Genomic DNA, 13300 nt, shown 5'->3' with positions numbered 1-13300 from the left:
AGCTGGATCCCCGCCTTCGCGGGAATGACGAGGTGAATGAAATGTGTCAGGCCCCCTGCGCCCCGCGCATCATGCCCACGATCCCGGTGCGGCCGACCTCGACCAGCCCCAGCTCACGCATCAGGGCGATGAAGCTGTCGACCTTGTCGGGCGGGCCGGTGATTTCGAAGATGAAGCTCTCGGTGGTGGTATCGACCGGCCGCGCGCGGAAAATGTCGGCGAGGCGCAGCGCCTCGACCCGCTTTTCGCCCACGCCCGCGACCTTGATGAGGGCGAGCTCGCGCTCCACGTGCGGCCCAGCGGTGGTGAGGTCGGTGACCTTGTGCACCGGCACCAGCCGCTCGAGCTGCGCCTCGATCTGGTCGATCACGGACGGCGGCCCGTTGGTGACGATGGTGATGCGGCTCACCGCATGGTCCTCGGTGATGTCGGCCACGGTGAGGCTGTCGATATTGTAGCCGCGCGCCGTAAAGAGCCCGGTGATCTTGGCGAGGATCCCGGGTTCGTTATCGACGGTGACGGCGAGCACGTGGCGCTCGGAGGCGGCTTCGGCGATTTTCATGGGCATCGGAGCATCCTTAGACCAGCGCTTTGGCTTCGTCGTCCATCGTGCCGTCGACCTTGTCGCCGTAGAGCAGCATGTCGGTGTGGGCGGCACCCGAGGGGATCATCGGCAGGCAGTTGGCATCCTGCGCGACGAGGCAGTCGACGATCACCGGGCCGGGATGGTCCAGCATGCGCATGATGCCATCGTCCAGCTCGCGCTCCTCGGTAATGCGGATGCCTTTCCAGCCATAGGCTTCGGCCAGCTTCACGAAATCGGGGAGGCTGTCGGAGTAGCTGTTCGAATAGCGGCTTTCATAGGTCAGTTCCTGCCACTGGCGGACCATGCCCATGTATTCGTTGTTCAAGATGAAGATCTTGACCGGCAGGCGATACTGGCTCGCCGTGCCAAGCTCCTGAATGTTCATCTGGATGCTCGCTTCGCCCGCGATGTCGATCACCAGCGCATCGGGGTGGCCCAGCTGCGCGCCGATCGCGGCGGGCAGGCCATAACCCATCGTGCCGAGGCCCCCGCTGGTGAGCCACTTGTTCGGGTCCTCGAAGCCGAAATACTGCGCCGCCCACATCTGGTGCTGGCCGACTTCGGTGGTGATGATCGGCTTGCGCTGGTGGGTCAGGGCATGGAGCCGCTCGACCGCCTTTTGCGGCATGATCATGCCGGGGTTTTTGGTAGAGCGTTCGGGATAGGCGAGGCATTCGCGCGCGCGCCAGCCGGCGATCCTCGCCTTCCATTCGCCGAGGTTCTTCGCCTGACGGCTGCCCCATGCCTCGATCATCTGCCCCAGCACCGTCCCGCAATCGCCGAGAATGCCGAGATCGACCGGCACGGTCTTGTTGATCGAGGAGCGGTCGATGTCGATGTGGATCTTCTTCGAATCCGGCGAGAAGGCGTCGAGCCTGCCCGTCACGCGGTCATCGAAGCGCGCGCCGATGCAGACCATCACGTCGCACTTGTTCATGGCCATGTTGGCTTCGTAGGTGCCGTGCATCCCCAGCATCCCGAGCCAGTCTGGATGCGTGCTGGGGAAGGCGCCGAGGCCCATCAGCGTCGAGGTAACGGGCGCGCCGGTGATGTCCTGAAGCCGGCGCAGCAGCGCGCTTGCCTCGGGCCCGGAATTGATCACGCCGCCGCCGGTGTAGAAAATCGGGCGCTCGGCCTGCGCGATCATCTCGACAGCTTCGATGATGTGCTCGGCCGGGGCGACGGTCTGCGGGGCGTAGCGGTGCGCGCCCGCGCGGACGAGTGCGCGGCGCTCCGAGGGGACGGCGATCTGGACGTTCTTGGGAATGTCGATCACGACCGGACCAGGGCGGCCGGTGGTGGCGATCAGGAAGGCCTCCTTGATCGTCGCGGCGAGATCGGCGGGGTCCTTCACCAGATAGTTGTGCTTGGTGCAGTGGCGCGTGATGCCGATGGTGTCGGCTTCCTGGAAGGCGTCGGTGCCGATCAGCGCGGTCGGCACTTGGCCGGTGATGACCACCATCGGGATCGAATCCATCCACGCGTCCGCAATGCCGGTGATCGCGTTGGTCGCGCCCGGGCCGGAGGTGACGAGCACCACGCCCGGCTTGCCGGTGGCGCGGGCATAGCCTTCGGCCGCGTGGGCAGCGCCCGCTTCGTGGCGGACGAGGATGTGGCGGATGCGCTCGTCGCCGAACAGCTCGTCATAGATCGGCAGAACCGCGCCGCCGGGATAGCCGAAAACGAACTCCACGCCCTGCTCGATCAGGCCCTCGACAAGGATCGCCGCGCCGCTCATCGCGGTGGGATTGTCCGATGCGGGGCTGGTCGGGGCAGTCACGGGGCGCTCCATTCTGGCGAGGCTTCAATAAGAAAACCGGCCCGACGCAGGGGGGTGCGCATCGGGCCGAGTGACACCGCCGCTAAAGGTCATAATCTGATAAGTCAAGCGCTATTTGCGCAATAATGATGCGAAACAGGCATCCAAGTCGATATTTTCGGATTCCCAATTCGGGTGGATCCGCGGCCATTCCGGCGGGGGCTGGCGCCGGAACCAGGTGAACTGGCGCTTGGCGTAGTTGCGGGTCGCCTGACTGCCCGAGGCGACCACCGCATCGGCCTCGATCTCGCCCGCAAGCCATGCCGCGATCTCGGGAACGCCGATGGCGCGCATGACGGGGAGGTCGGGATCGAGCTGGCGCGCGAGCAGCGCTTCGACCTCGGCGATCGCGCCCTGATCGAGCATCGCCTCGAAGCGCGCGTCGCAGCGGTCATAGACCCACTGGCGCTCGGGCTCGACGATCAGCGGATGGAGCGTCACCTCCTCCGCGATGCCGCCCGCCTTGGCGCGCTGCCAGTCTCCCAGCGTCACGCCGGTCGATCGCTTGACCTCGAGCGCACGGGCGATGCGCTGGCGGTCGCCGGGGGCGAGATCGGCCGCACGTTCGGGATCCTCGATCTGGAGCAGCTTCCACGCCGCATCCTCGTCCAGCGCGCGCATGGCGGCGCGCACGGCGGGGTCGATTTCGGGGATGGGGGCAATGCCTTCGAGCAGCACCTTGATGTAGAGCCCCGTGCCCCCGACGAGGATCGGCACCGCGCCCGCCTCGTGGCAATTGGCAATTTCGGTCTTGGCGCGCATTGCCCAGGCGGCGGCCGAACAGGCCTCGGCACCGTCCCACGCGCCAAACAGCCGGTGCTCGATCCCCTCCATTTCCTCCTCGCTCGGGCGGGCGGAGAGGATCTGCAGGTCGGCATAGACCTGCGCGCTGTCGGCGTTGATGATCACCGCGCGGCGGCCATCCGCGATGAGACGATGGGCGAGGGCGACGGCAATCGCGCTCTTGCCGCTGGCGGTCGGCCCTGCAATGAGCGCGAGCGGATTTTCAGGAGTGGTCGGAATGCTCATTGCGCGGCTGATAGCAGAGACGAGTGAATGTGAAACGCGTCTCGATGCGCTTGTCGCAGCGATTGGCGATGCGGGCGCGCAGGTGACAGCCGCCGCCATGCCCGAGGGCGACGAGGGTGTGCTCGAACTCCATCTCGACGGCGGCAAGGAAGTGGACGTGCTCGCCGCGATCGACAGCGCCTTCGCGGTGCCCGCCATGCTGGTCGCGCGCGGGACCATCGAGGTGCCGCGCCTGTTCGTCTCCGACATGGATTCGACCATGATCGGGCAGGAGTGCATCGACGAGCTGGCCGATTACGCCGGGATCAAGGCGCAGATCGCCGAGATTACCGAACGCGCGATGCAGGGCGAGCTCGATTTCGAGGCGGCCCTGCGCGAGCGCGTGGCGCTGCTGGCGGGGCTGGACGAGGGTGCGATTGCGCAATGCCTCGCCGAGCGGATCACCGCGACGCCGGGGGCGAGGACGCTGGTCGCCACGCTCGCGGCGCTCGACACGCGGACGGTGCTGGTGACGGGCGGGTTCCACCATTTCGCCGATCCGGTGGCCGAGATGCTCGGCTTCCACCGCGTCGTCGGCAACCGCCTCGCGGTTGAGGATGGCAAGCTCACCGGTGGGCTGGTCGGCCCGATCACCGACAGCGCAGTCAAGGCAGCGGTGCTGCGCGAGGAACTGGTGGCTCTGGGCGAGGGCGCGCACAGCCTCGCCACAGGAGACGGGGCGAACGACATTCCGATGATCGAGGCGGCGACCTACGGCTTTGCCTATAGAGCCAAGCCCAAGGCCCGCGCGGCTGCCAATGGCCGGGTGGATTCGGACGATCTCACCGCCGTGCTCACGCTTCTGGGTGTGCCGCGCGAGGACTGGCACGAAGGTTGATCGTGCGGGGAAAACGGTTCGTCGAAAAAAGGGTTTCAATTGGCGAACCGAATCGGCTATTAACATTCATGTAAGCAAGCCGCGCTAGACGCTGCTGCAGAAGGATGGCTCCCATGACCGGCAAGACCCGCACCGATTACATGCAGATGTTCGCCGCCGACGGCACCGTGCTGCTTCACCCCGAGCGGCCGGAAGCGAAGTATCGTCCGATGCGCGCGGTGCGCAACTTCCAGAAGCTGATGAAGGACAAGGAAGACACCGCGGCGGTGTTCAAGATCTTCGAATCGCTGCCGTCCAAGGACTTCATGCCGCGCATCGCCGAGCTGGCGCTGTCGGAGCGGGGCGAAGAGCTGCGCCGGACCGAGGCGTGGCTGCCCGACATCCTCGACGATCACGCCGCGCTGCGCCGCACGCCCAAGGGCAGCCTTGCCCACGCCTATTGCGACTTCATGGAGGCCGAAGGTCTCTCGGCCGCGGGCCTCGTGGCCGAAAGCGACCGCGCCGGCCGTCCGCGCTATCCCGACCTCGTCGAGTGGTACATCAACCGCTCGCGCGACACGCATGACCTGTTCCACATCCTCACCGGCTATGGCCGCGATGCGCTCGGCGAGGCGAGCGTGCTGCTGTTCACCCACGGCCAGCAGCCGAGCCAGGGGCACCTGCTGATCGGCTATGCCGGGGCGGCGAACATCAAGAAGATGGCCAAGGGCACCAGAGCGCCGGTGTTTGGCGCCGTGCGCGAGGCGCATCGTACCGGCAAGGGCGCGCCGCAGCTGATCGCCCAGCCGATCCGCGAACTGCTCGCCCGCCCGCTCGCCGAAGTGCGCGCCGAGATGCGCATTCCCGAGCCGGTCATGTACCGCGAATGCCACCGCATCTGGCGCGAGGAGGGGATCAACCCCCACAACCTGCTCGCCAGCCGCGAGACCCTCGAACAGCCCGAACTGCTGGCGGCGTAAACGCCGTCAGAGCCAGCTGGCGATCTGCGTCAGCGGCTTCTTGCGCAGGGCATAGGCCGGAACCGTCGCGTCGGGGGCAGGGCGTCCGGCGACGATGATCATCACCGGCTTTTCCCACTCCGGCCGCCCGCAGACCTTGCGCAGGAACCCCATCGGCGATGGCGTGTGGGTGAGCGTCGCCACGCCAGCCTCGTGCAGGGTCGCCAGCAACAACCCGCAGGCGATGCCGACGCTTTCATTGACGTAGTAGTTCTGGGTTTGCCCGTCCTCTTCGATCCCGCCCTTGCGTTGGGCGAAGACGACGATCAGCCACGGTGCGGTCTCGAGGAACGGCTTGTCCGCATCCGTACCCAGCGGCCCGAGCGCCGCGAGCCATTCTGCGCCCGCCTTGGGATCATCGCTATCGACACCGTAGAAGCGGCGTTCCTCGGCCTCGGCGGCTTCGCGGATCGCGCGCTTTATGGCGGGGGAGGAGACGACCGCGAAGTGCCAGGGCTGATGGTTCGCGCCAGAAGGCGCGCTGCCTGCGGCATCAATCGCCGCTTCGATCACCGCACGTGGAACCGGGGCGTCCGAGAACCAGCGGCAGGTGCGCCGTTCGCGCAGCCGGGCGGCGAGCGCCCGCGCGTGCGCGATGGCGGCCTCGTCAGGCAGCGGATCGAGGTGATAGGGCAGGGTGTCATGTTCGTTCATCGGCAGCGGTGAACCCTCGGTCGAGCAGGGAATGGACTTTTAACTGACACTCATGTTAGTAGCGTGTCGCAAGCCCAATTCGCGAATCGCGCCAAGGACGTTACACAGATGGCCCTCACCGATCTTCCGCTGGTTGCCCCGGACCGCAAGACCTCGGGCTTTCGTCCTCTCAAGGTGCTCCACCACTTCGGCAAGCTGGTCGAGGACAAGGAGGACACCGAGCAGGTGTTCCACATCATCGAGGCGACCAAGGGCAAGCGCAGCCACCGGCAGGCGCACGCCTTCATCGCCTCGCCCGAAGGCCAGCGCTTCATGCGCGAGGGCGTCGACATCCCCGCGATGCTCGACGATCACGCCCGCTGGGCCGATTGCGGGCCGGAAACGGTGGCGGCGCATTACATCGCCTTCATGAAGCGCGAGGGGCTCTCGGCGGCGGGCCTCGTCGCGGAAAGCCACAAGTGGGCGCCGCCCGAAAGCCTGCCGCAGGATCAGACCCAGTGGTACTTCGACCGTCTTCGCGACACGCATGACCTGTTCCATGTGCTGACCGGCTACGGCCGCGACGCGCTGGGCGAGGCGAGCCTGCTCGGCTTCAGCTACGAGCAGAACCGCAACACCGGCATCCTGTTCATCGCCTATGCCGGCGCGCGCCAGATCCGGAAAGTGAGCGGGACGAAAGCGCCGCTGTTCGCCGCGATCAAGGAAGGCCGCCGCCTTGGCCGCGCTGCCGCCAAGATCGCCCATCAGGATATCGCGGCGCTGATGCGCGAGGATATCGCCTCGGCCCGCGCGCGGCTGAACATCGGCAAGCCCGAAATATATCGCCAGTGCCTCGCGATCCTCGAGAGCGAGGGCAATGCCCGCGAGGATCTGACTTTGGGCGGCGCGCAGGCCGCCTGAGGCCGCTCAGCGAAGTTCCTTGCGGATCACCAGCTTGAGGCCCGACCAGGTCTCGTCGATCGCGCAGACCTTGGTATCGACCAGCCCCATCGGCAGGCAGATGTCGCGGATTACATCCTCGGTGATGTCGGTCGGCACTTTCGAGGCCTTCTTGGGCCAGCTCACCCAGATCTGGCCGTCGGGGGCGATCTGGTGGCGCAGGGCGGCGAGGTGCGCTTCCAGCGCGGCCTTGTCCGTCACGAACACATGCGCCGCGTCGATCCCCTGCGCGGGGTCGGCGACGAAGGTGAGTTCGAGCGCATACTCGTCGATCTCGTCGATCACGTGCTCGGGAATGGCGTCGAACCACACCCGCATTCCGTCGCGCAGGCTGAGCTTCTTCGCCAGCGGCGTGCCGGAATAGCCCGAGGAGGCCATCAGCCCTCCATCCACTCCTGGAAGAAGCGCTGGTTGGCCGCGCGCAGGTCGGCAAGCGGAACGCCGAGGACCGAGTCCCCGCCCACGGTGCCGATCCGCTGGAAGCCGATCTGCGCGGTCTCGTCGTTGCGGGTGCCCTTGGACAGCGCCTCGTTCAAGGCCGCAACGTCGGGGACGGTGACAAGATAGCGGCCCTGATCCTCGCCGAACCACCACTGGGCGGGGGTATAGGCGGGGTTGCCTGCCTCGGTCTCGGCACCGATCCCGCCCGCCAGCGCCATCTCGGCGAGAGCAACCGCCAGGCCGCCATCGCTGAGGTCGTGGACCGCATTGACGAGGCCGTCGGCGATCAGCTCGTGGATGATCTCGCCCGCATTGCGCTCGACCGTGAGGTCGGTCGGCGGGGTGCGGCCTGCCTCCACGCCCTTGACCACGCGCAGCCACAGCGACTGGCCGAGGTGCGAGCGGGTCGGATCGGGCTTGGCCCAGAACTCGGGGCCGACCAGGTAGATCGCGTCCCCTTCGTTCTTGAAGTGCATGGTCATCATCTTCGACAGATCGTCGATGATGCCGACGCCGCCGATGGCCGGGGTCGGGAGGATCGCGCTGCCGCCGCCTGTCGCCTTGCTCTCGTTGTAGAGGCTGACGTTGCCGCTCACGATCGGGAAGTCGAGCGCGCGGCAGGCATCGCCCATGCCGTCAAGCGCGTGGACGATCTGCGCCATGATCTCGGGCCGCTGGGGGTTGGCAAAGTTAAGGCAATTGGTCACGGCGAGGGGCCGCGCGCCCACGGCGCACAGGTTGCGATAGGCCTCGGCAATCGCCTGCTTGCCGCCTTCATAGGGGTCGGCGAAGACATAGCGCGGGGTGCAGTCCGTGGTGATGGCGAGCGCCTTGCCGGTGCCATGCACGCGCACCACGCCGGCATCACCGCCGGTCTGGAGCGTGTCGGCGCCGACCTGCGAATCATACTGTTCGGCAATCCAGCGGCGCGAGGCGAGATCGGGCGAACCCATCAGGGTGAGGAGATCGGCCGCGACATCGGCGGTCTCCGGCACTTCGCCCAGCGGCGTCACGCCCGCCCAGACCTTGTATTCCTCCTTGGAGAGGTAGGGCCGGTCATAGAGCGGCGCTTCGTCCGCCAGCGGGGCTAGCGGGATGTCGCACACCACTTCACCGTTGAATTCGAGCACCATATGGCCGGTGTCGGTGACTTCGCCGATCACCGCGAAGTCGAGCTCCCACTTGCGGAAGATCGCTTCGGCCATGGCTTCCTTGCCGGGCTGGAGGACCATGAGCATCCGCTCCTGACTTTCGCTCAGCATCATCTCGTAGGGCGTCATGCCGGTTTCGCGGCAGGGGACCTTGTTCATGTCGAGCCGGATGCCCGCGCCGCCCTTGGAGGCCATTTCGACGCTGGACGAAGTCAGCCCCGCCGCACCCATGTCCTGGATCGCGACGATCGCGTCGGTCGCCATCAGTTCGAGGCAGGCCTCGATCAGCAGCTTTTCGGTGAAGGGGTCGCCGACCTGCACCGTCGGGCGCTTGGCCTCGGCATCCTCGCCGAAGTCCGCGCTCGCCATGGTCGCGCCGTGGATCCCGTCACGCCCGGTTTTGGAGCCGACATAGACGATCGGGTTCCCGATGCCGGTGGCAGCGGAGTAGAAGATCTTGTCCGTGTCGGCCACGCCCACCGTCATCGCGTTGACGAGGATGTTGCCATCGTAAGCGGGGTGGAAGTTGGTCTCGCCCGCGACGGTCGGCACGCCGACGCAGTTGCCGTAGCCACCAATGCCCGCGACCACGCCCTGCACGAGGTGCTTCATCTTGGGGTGCTCGGGCCGCCCGAAGCGCAGCGCGTTGGCATTGGCGATGGGGCGCGCACCCATCGTGAACACGTCGCGCAGGATGCCGCCCACGCCCGTCGCCGCGCCCTGATAGGGCTCGATGTAGGAGGGGTGGTTGTGGCTCTCCATCTTGAAGATCGCCGCCTGCCCGTCACCGATGTCGATCACGCCCGCGTTCTCGCCCGGGCCGCAGATCACCCACGGCGCCTCGGTCGGCAGCTTCTTGAGGTGCAGGCGCGAGGATTTGTACGAGCAATGCTCAGACCACATCACCGAGAAGATGCCGAGTTCCACAAGGTTCGGCTCGCGGCCCAGCGCGTGGAGGACGCGCTCGTATTCCTCGGGGGAAAGGCCGTGCTGTTCGACGATTTCGGGGGTGATGGCGGTCATGAGAGGGACTCCTTGGGCCGCCCCCTAGATCACATGCCCCGCGAGGCCAAGCCGCCGCGTTTCCTGAACCAGCGATTCTCCCCGACCCATGCCGCCAGAACGGTCAGCACGGCAAAGGCGAACAGCGCCTGCAGGTAGAGGAAGGGCCCGGCGCTTTCCGGATGCGGCGCGAACCAGTTGGCGAGCTGGAACAGCAGCATGACTCCTGCGAGCACCAGCGGCGGCCCCGCAGGACCGCGCGTGCGGCGCAGGTAGAAGGCGAAAGCCCCGAAGGTCAGCGCCAGCTCCAGCGGGATCGCGACCCACGGCATGTTCCACAGGCCGAGCCCGAGCTTGGGCGGCGTACCGTCCAGCGTGAGGTCGGGCACGTGGACGATGAGGTCGCACAGCCAGTGCGACAGCACGACGGCGCTCGCCAGCAGGCCAATCCGCCAGCTGCGCTGCCAGATCGCCACGATCCCGAAGAACGCCGCCGCCCAGATCGCCGTGCCGGCGAGCGAATGGGTGTAGGGCATGTCGTAGAGGTCGAAAGGCACCATCACGCTCGCCGCCGGATCGACCCGCATATGCTCGAGGCCCACCAGCGCGAAGCTGAAGAACCCCCAGTCGACCAGCTGCCCGGCCACGAACATCGTCGCCAATCGCGGCCGCTCGGGGCTGACCGCGGCAGCGATGAAGGCCGGAGCGAAGTGGCCGATAAACATGCTCAGCCGGCAACCGGCGCGGCGGGCACGAAGCGCAGCACCGCCCAGGTTGCGATCGAGGCGGCCGCCCCGGTGACGAAGGCGCCCCACAGGATGTCGAGCACGCTGATGTGCGTCGCCCACACCTTCATCACGGCCTGCGAAGTTAGGTCGAAGGTTGCATAGCACAGCGCGCCCAGCAGGATGCCGTTGAGCATCGCCGCCTGCACGCCGCCGCCCGTCAGGCCCGGCTTGATCGCAAACCAGGTGATCCCGGCGATGTAGATAAGATAGAAGGCGACCGCCGCACCGGCGTTGAATTTTTCGGCCATGATCTCGCCGATCACGGGCTTGTAGAGGTTGCCCGCTGCCCAGCGCAGCCACACCACGTCGAAGGCCAGAAACGATACGGCCGCGACGCCATAGGCGATGATCCACTTGAGCATGTGCACGAATATCCTGTGTTGGTTTGAACCCGCCCGTTGTCGCCAGCCTTGACCGCACCGCTGCGCGCCGTCAATGCTCCGCGCCATGGACGAGGGCACTTCAACACCGGCCGCGGGCGGTCAGGACATCGCGGGTCTCAGCTTCGAACAGGCACTGGCCGCGCTCGAGCAGATCGTGCAGCAGCTGGAGCGCGGCGACGTGCCGCTCGACCAGTCGATCAGCCTCTACGAACGCGGGGAGGCGCTGCGTGCGGCGTGCCAGCAGCGGCTCGATGCGGCGCAGGCGCGGATCGAGCGGATCGTGACCGCCGCCGATGGCCGGGCGACCGGCACCCGTCCCTTCGATGCGGAAGGGTGAGCGCGATGCTGGCTGAAACGCAGGGCAATGTGCTGGCCGACGCGATCAAGCGCACCCAGGCCGAAATCGACTCGCTGTTCGACGCGCTGCTGCCGGTGCCGGACGACACCAGCGCGCGTCTGGTCGAAGCAATGCGCTATGCTGCGATCGGCGGGGGCAAGCGCGTGCGCCCGCTGCTGGTGTGCAGCACCGCGGCGTTGTTCGGCGTCTCGCGCGATGCGGCCCTGCGTGCGGGCGCGGCGATCGAGGCGATCCACGTCTATTCGCTGATCCACGATGATCTGCCCTGCATGGACAATGACGACTTGCGGCACGGCAAGCCGACGCTGCACAAGGCCTATGACGAGGCGACCGCGGTGCTCGCGGGCGATGCGCTCCACGCGCTCGCCTTCGAGATCCTCGCTGACGACGCCACCTCCGAAGACCCCTTCACCCGCTCCGAGCTGATCCTCACCCTCGGGCAGGCCTCCGGCATGAGCGGGATGGCGGGCGGCCAGATGATGGACATGGTCGCCGACGAAGAGGGCGTGGTCTACGATCTGCCCGCGATCACCCGCCTGCAACAGCTCAAGACCGGCGCATTGCTCGCCGCTGCGGTCGAAATGGGCGCGATCCTCGGCAAGGTTGCGCCGCAGGGCAGGGCGCACCTTCGTGCCTATGCCCGCGACATCGGCCTAGCCTTCCAGATCGCCGACGACCTGCTTGATGTCGAAGGCGACATCGCCAAGGCCGGCAAGGCGCTGCGCAAGGATAACGAACAGGGCAAGCAGACCTTCGTCACCCTCATGGGGGTCGACAAGGCCCGCGAACAGGCGCGCGCACTGGTCGACCAGGCGGTGCTGCGGCTTGCGTCCTACGGCAGCGAGGCCGACGTGCTGCGCGCGCTCGCCCGCTACATCGTCGAGCGCGACCACTAAGAGCCGCGCCGCAGGAGAGGATACCCGCCATGAGCCGCCGCATCGGAATCTATCCCGGGACCTTCGATCCCATCACGCTGGGCCATGCCGACATCATCCGGCGCGGTTCCAAGCTGGTCGATCACCTGATCATCGGCGTGACCACCAATCCTTCGAAGAACCCCATGTTCTCGACCGACGAGCGCTTCCGCATGGTCGAGCGCGAGGTCGCCAACATGGGCCTCACCAATGTCGAGGTGGTGGGCTTCAACGCGCTGCTGGTGAAGTTCGCGCAGAAGCAGGGCGCGAGCGTCATCATCCGCGGGCTGCGCGCCGTCGCCGACTTCGAGTACGAATACCAGATGGCCGGCATGAACCAGCAGCTCGACGACAATATCGAGACCGTGTTCCTGATGGCCGACGTCTCACTCCAGCCGATCGCCTCCAAGCTGGTCAAGGAAATCGCGGTCTATGGCGGCGACATTGCCCGCTTCGTCAGCGCGCCGGTGTGCGAGGAAGTCATCGCCCGGGTGCGCGAGCAGGGCCTCAAGGGCGACTATTGACCGGCCCGCCGTCCCCATCGGCGTTACCTTCATTCATTGCAGTGTCAGGCCGGCGGGGCTACACGCCCGCACAAATCCGGATGGAACCATGATCACAGCCAAGTTTGCCACCGCCTTCGCCGCGCTCGCCCTGCTGGCCGCGCCGCACGCCGCCTTCGCCCAGAAGCGCAAGGACGACACCCCGCCCGTGGCCTTCGGCGAGAATGCCGAAAAGCCCGATGCGGACGAGGCGCCCAAGGCGGCGCGGATCTATTCGCCGATCAACTACGACACGGCGGTCGATCCGGAGAACATCTGGGTGCTCGACCTGTCGAACGGCCAGCGCGTCAAGATCCGCCTGATGGCCGACTGGGCGCCTGCCCATGTCGCGCGGATCAAGGAGCTGACCCGCGCGGGCTTCTATGACGGGGTGGTTTTCCACCGCGTGATCGACGGCTTCATGGCGCAGGGCGGCGATCCCACCGGCACCGGGCAGGGCGGCAGCGAGCTTCCCGACCTCAAGGCCGAATTCAACCCGATGCCCCACGTGCGCGGCACGCTGTCGATGGCGCGCGCCTCCGAGGATGACAGCGCGAACAGCCAGTTCTTCATCGTCTTCTATCCGCGTTTCAGCCTCGACAAGAAGTACACCAACTTCGGCCGCGTGATCGAGAACATGGAAGCGGTCGACGCGATCCAGCGGGGCGAGCCGCCGCAGAACCCGACCTTCATCGTCCAGGCCTCGATCGCCGCCGACAACAAGGCGCCCCCGCCGCCGCCGGCTCCTGCTGCCGATGCGCCGGTGACCGCCGATATGCTGAGCGCGCCGCTGCCCGGCAAGTAAGCCACTTTCACGGC

The 13300-nt window shown here is 66.8% G+C and carries 15 protein-coding genes; 7 read left to right on the top strand and 8 right to left on the bottom strand.

The window, feature by feature from the left end:
• Positions 1–46: 46 nt before the first annotated feature.
• The 3 genes from ilvN to miaA form a co-directional block, all read right to left on the bottom strand.
• Positions 47–562 carry an acetolactate synthase small subunit gene (gene ilvN / locus BZF57_RS05585; protein WP_086735989.1) on the bottom strand — a complete coding sequence of 172 codons (516 nt, stop codon included), beginning with the start codon at positions 560–562 and terminating at the stop codon, positions 47–49.
• 16 nt (positions 563–578) lie between these two features.
• On the bottom strand, positions 579–2324 hold the full coding sequence (gene ilvB, locus BZF57_RS05580; RefSeq protein WP_086735987.1) for a biosynthetic-type acetolactate synthase large subunit: 1746 nt from the start codon (positions 2322–2324) through the stop codon (positions 579–581).
• A gap of 153 nt (positions 2325–2477) precedes the next feature.
• Complete coding sequence (gene miaA / locus BZF57_RS05575; RefSeq protein ID WP_086735514.1) at positions 2478–3434, bottom strand: tRNA (adenosine(37)-N6)-dimethylallyltransferase MiaA; 957 nt, start codon at positions 3432–3434, stop codon at positions 2478–2480.
• Here miaA and serB point away from each other — a divergent pair.
• Together serB and BZF57_RS05565 are read left to right on the top strand one after the other, a co-directional pair.
• On the top strand, positions 3427–4311 hold the full coding sequence (gene serB, locus BZF57_RS05570; protein WP_086735985.1) for a phosphoserine phosphatase SerB: 885 nt from the start codon (positions 3427–3429) through the stop codon (positions 4309–4311). The genes miaA and serB overlap by 8 nt on opposite strands.
• Positions 4312–4415: 104 nt before the next feature.
• Positions 4416–5270, top strand: a complete 855-nt coding sequence (locus BZF57_RS05565) for a Coq4 family protein (RefSeq protein WP_086735512.1) — start codon at positions 4416–4418, stop codon at positions 5268–5270.
• A gap of 6 nt (positions 5271–5276) precedes the next feature.
• Here BZF57_RS05565 and BZF57_RS05560 read toward each other — a convergent pair whose 3' ends face one another.
• A complete protein-coding gene (locus BZF57_RS05560) occupies positions 5277–5963 on the bottom strand; it encodes a nitroreductase family protein (protein WP_086735510.1) in 687 nt (228 codons plus the stop codon).
• A gap of 108 nt (positions 5964–6071) precedes the next feature.
• On the opposite strand from BZF57_RS05560, the gene BZF57_RS05555 reads away from it, so the two are divergent.
• Entirely contained in the window at positions 6072–6863 is a 792-nt protein-coding gene (locus BZF57_RS05555; RefSeq protein WP_086735508.1) for a Coq4 family protein, read from the top strand.
• Positions 6864–6869: 6 nt separating this feature from the next.
• Here the strand turns inward: BZF57_RS05555 and BZF57_RS05550 are convergent, their stop codons facing one another.
• From BZF57_RS05550 to BZF57_RS05535, 4 genes are read right to left on the bottom strand one after another with little or no spacing between them, the layout of a single operon-like run.
• Entirely contained in the window at positions 6870–7280 is a 411-nt protein-coding gene (locus BZF57_RS05550; RefSeq protein ID WP_086735506.1) for a DUF3052 family protein, read from the bottom strand.
• Positions 7280–9517, bottom strand: coding sequence for a phosphoribosylformylglycinamidine synthase subunit PurL (purL, locus tag BZF57_RS05545; RefSeq protein WP_086735504.1), 2238 nt, complete (start codon positions 9515–9517; stop codon positions 7280–7282). Before purL ends, BZF57_RS05550 begins: the two co-directional genes overlap by 1 nt.
• A gap of 29 nt (positions 9518–9546) precedes the next feature.
• Positions 9547–10221 carry a hypothetical protein gene (locus BZF57_RS05540; RefSeq protein ID WP_086735502.1) on the bottom strand — a complete coding sequence of 225 codons (675 nt, stop codon included), beginning with the start codon at positions 10219–10221 and terminating at the stop codon, positions 9547–9549.
• A gap of 2 nt (positions 10222–10223) precedes the next feature.
• A complete protein-coding gene (locus tag BZF57_RS05535) occupies positions 10224–10646 on the bottom strand; it encodes a DUF2177 family protein (protein WP_169712933.1) in 423 nt (140 codons plus the stop codon).
• A gap of 85 nt (positions 10647–10731) precedes the next feature.
• Here BZF57_RS05535 and BZF57_RS05530 point away from each other — a divergent pair, with 85 nt between their 5' ends.
• From BZF57_RS05530 to BZF57_RS05515, 4 genes are all read left to right on the top strand, one after another.
• On the top strand, positions 10732–11004 hold the full coding sequence (locus BZF57_RS05530) for an exodeoxyribonuclease VII small subunit (RefSeq protein WP_086735980.1): 273 nt from the start codon (positions 10732–10734) through the stop codon (positions 11002–11004).
• A 5-nt stretch (positions 11005–11009) separates the two neighbouring features.
• On the top strand, positions 11010–11921 hold the full coding sequence (locus BZF57_RS05525; RefSeq protein ID WP_086735500.1) for a polyprenyl synthetase family protein: 912 nt from the start codon (positions 11010–11012) through the stop codon (positions 11919–11921).
• A 29-nt stretch (positions 11922–11950) separates the two neighbouring features.
• Positions 11951–12463, top strand: a complete 513-nt coding sequence (gene coaD, locus BZF57_RS05520; protein WP_086735497.1) for a pantetheine-phosphate adenylyltransferase — start codon at positions 11951–11953, stop codon at positions 12461–12463.
• An 88-nt stretch (positions 12464–12551) separates the two neighbouring features.
• Positions 12552–13286 carry a peptidylprolyl isomerase gene (locus BZF57_RS05515; protein WP_086735495.1) on the top strand — a complete coding sequence of 245 codons (735 nt, stop codon included), beginning with the start codon at positions 12552–12554 and terminating at the stop codon, positions 13284–13286.
• Positions 13287–13300: the final 14 nt, after the last annotated feature.

Origin of the sequence: Erythrobacter colymbi (assembly GCF_002155685.1) — a bacterium.
Lineage (GTDB): Bacteria > Pseudomonadota > Alphaproteobacteria > Sphingomonadales > Sphingomonadaceae > Erythrobacter > Erythrobacter colymbi.
The sequence above is the reverse complement of the archived record's forward strand: the minus strand, read 5'-3'. Positions and strand labels throughout refer to the sequence as shown.

What these genes read in the sequence shown, in the direction of transcription:
- BZF57_RS05540 (WP_086735502.1), bottom strand. Translation starts at nt 10,221, where the DNA reads ATGTTTATCGGCCACTTCGCTCCGGCCTTCATCGCTGCCGCGGTCAGC.
- miaA (WP_086735514.1), bottom strand. Translation starts at nt 3,434, where the DNA reads ATGAGCATTCCGACCACTCCTGAAAATCCGCTCGCGCTCATTGCAGGG.
- ilvN (WP_086735989.1), bottom strand. Translation starts at nt 562, where the DNA reads ATGAAAATCGCCGAAGCCGCCTCCGAGCGCCACGTGCTCGCCGTCACC.
- BZF57_RS05560 (WP_086735510.1), bottom strand. Translation starts at nt 5,963, where the DNA reads ATGAACGAACATGACACCCTGCCCTATCACCTCGATCCGCTGCCTGAC.
- purL (WP_086735504.1), bottom strand. Translation starts at nt 9,517, where the DNA reads ATGACCGCCATCACCCCCGAAATCGTCGAACAGCACGGCCTTTCCCCC.
- BZF57_RS05515 (WP_086735495.1), top strand. Translation starts at nt 12,552, where the DNA reads ATGATCACAGCCAAGTTTGCCACCGCCTTCGCCGCGCTCGCCCTGCTG.
- BZF57_RS05550 (WP_086735506.1), bottom strand. Translation starts at nt 7,280, where the DNA reads ATGGCCTCCTCGGGCTATTCCGGCACGCCGCTGGCGAAGAAGCTCAGC.
- BZF57_RS05565 (WP_086735512.1), top strand. Translation starts at nt 4,416, where the DNA reads ATGGCTCCCATGACCGGCAAGACCCGCACCGATTACATGCAGATGTTC.
- BZF57_RS05535 (WP_169712933.1), bottom strand. Translation starts at nt 10,646, where the DNA reads ATGCTCAAGTGGATCATCGCCTATGGCGTCGCGGCCGTATCGTTTCTG.
- BZF57_RS05525 (WP_086735500.1), top strand. Translation starts at nt 11,010, where the DNA reads ATGCTGGCTGAAACGCAGGGCAATGTGCTGGCCGACGCGATCAAGCGC.
- serB (WP_086735985.1), top strand. Translation starts at nt 3,427, where the DNA reads ATGCTCATTGCGCGGCTGATAGCAGAGACGAGTGAATGTGAAACGCGT.
- BZF57_RS05530 (WP_086735980.1), top strand. Translation starts at nt 10,732, where the DNA reads ATGGACGAGGGCACTTCAACACCGGCCGCGGGCGGTCAGGACATCGCG.
- coaD (WP_086735497.1), top strand. Translation starts at nt 11,951, where the DNA reads ATGAGCCGCCGCATCGGAATCTATCCCGGGACCTTCGATCCCATCACG.
- BZF57_RS05555 (WP_086735508.1), top strand. Translation starts at nt 6,072, where the DNA reads ATGGCCCTCACCGATCTTCCGCTGGTTGCCCCGGACCGCAAGACCTCG.
- ilvB (WP_086735987.1), bottom strand. Translation starts at nt 2,324, where the DNA reads ATGAGCGGCGCGGCGATCCTTGTCGAGGGCCTGATCGAGCAGGGCGTG.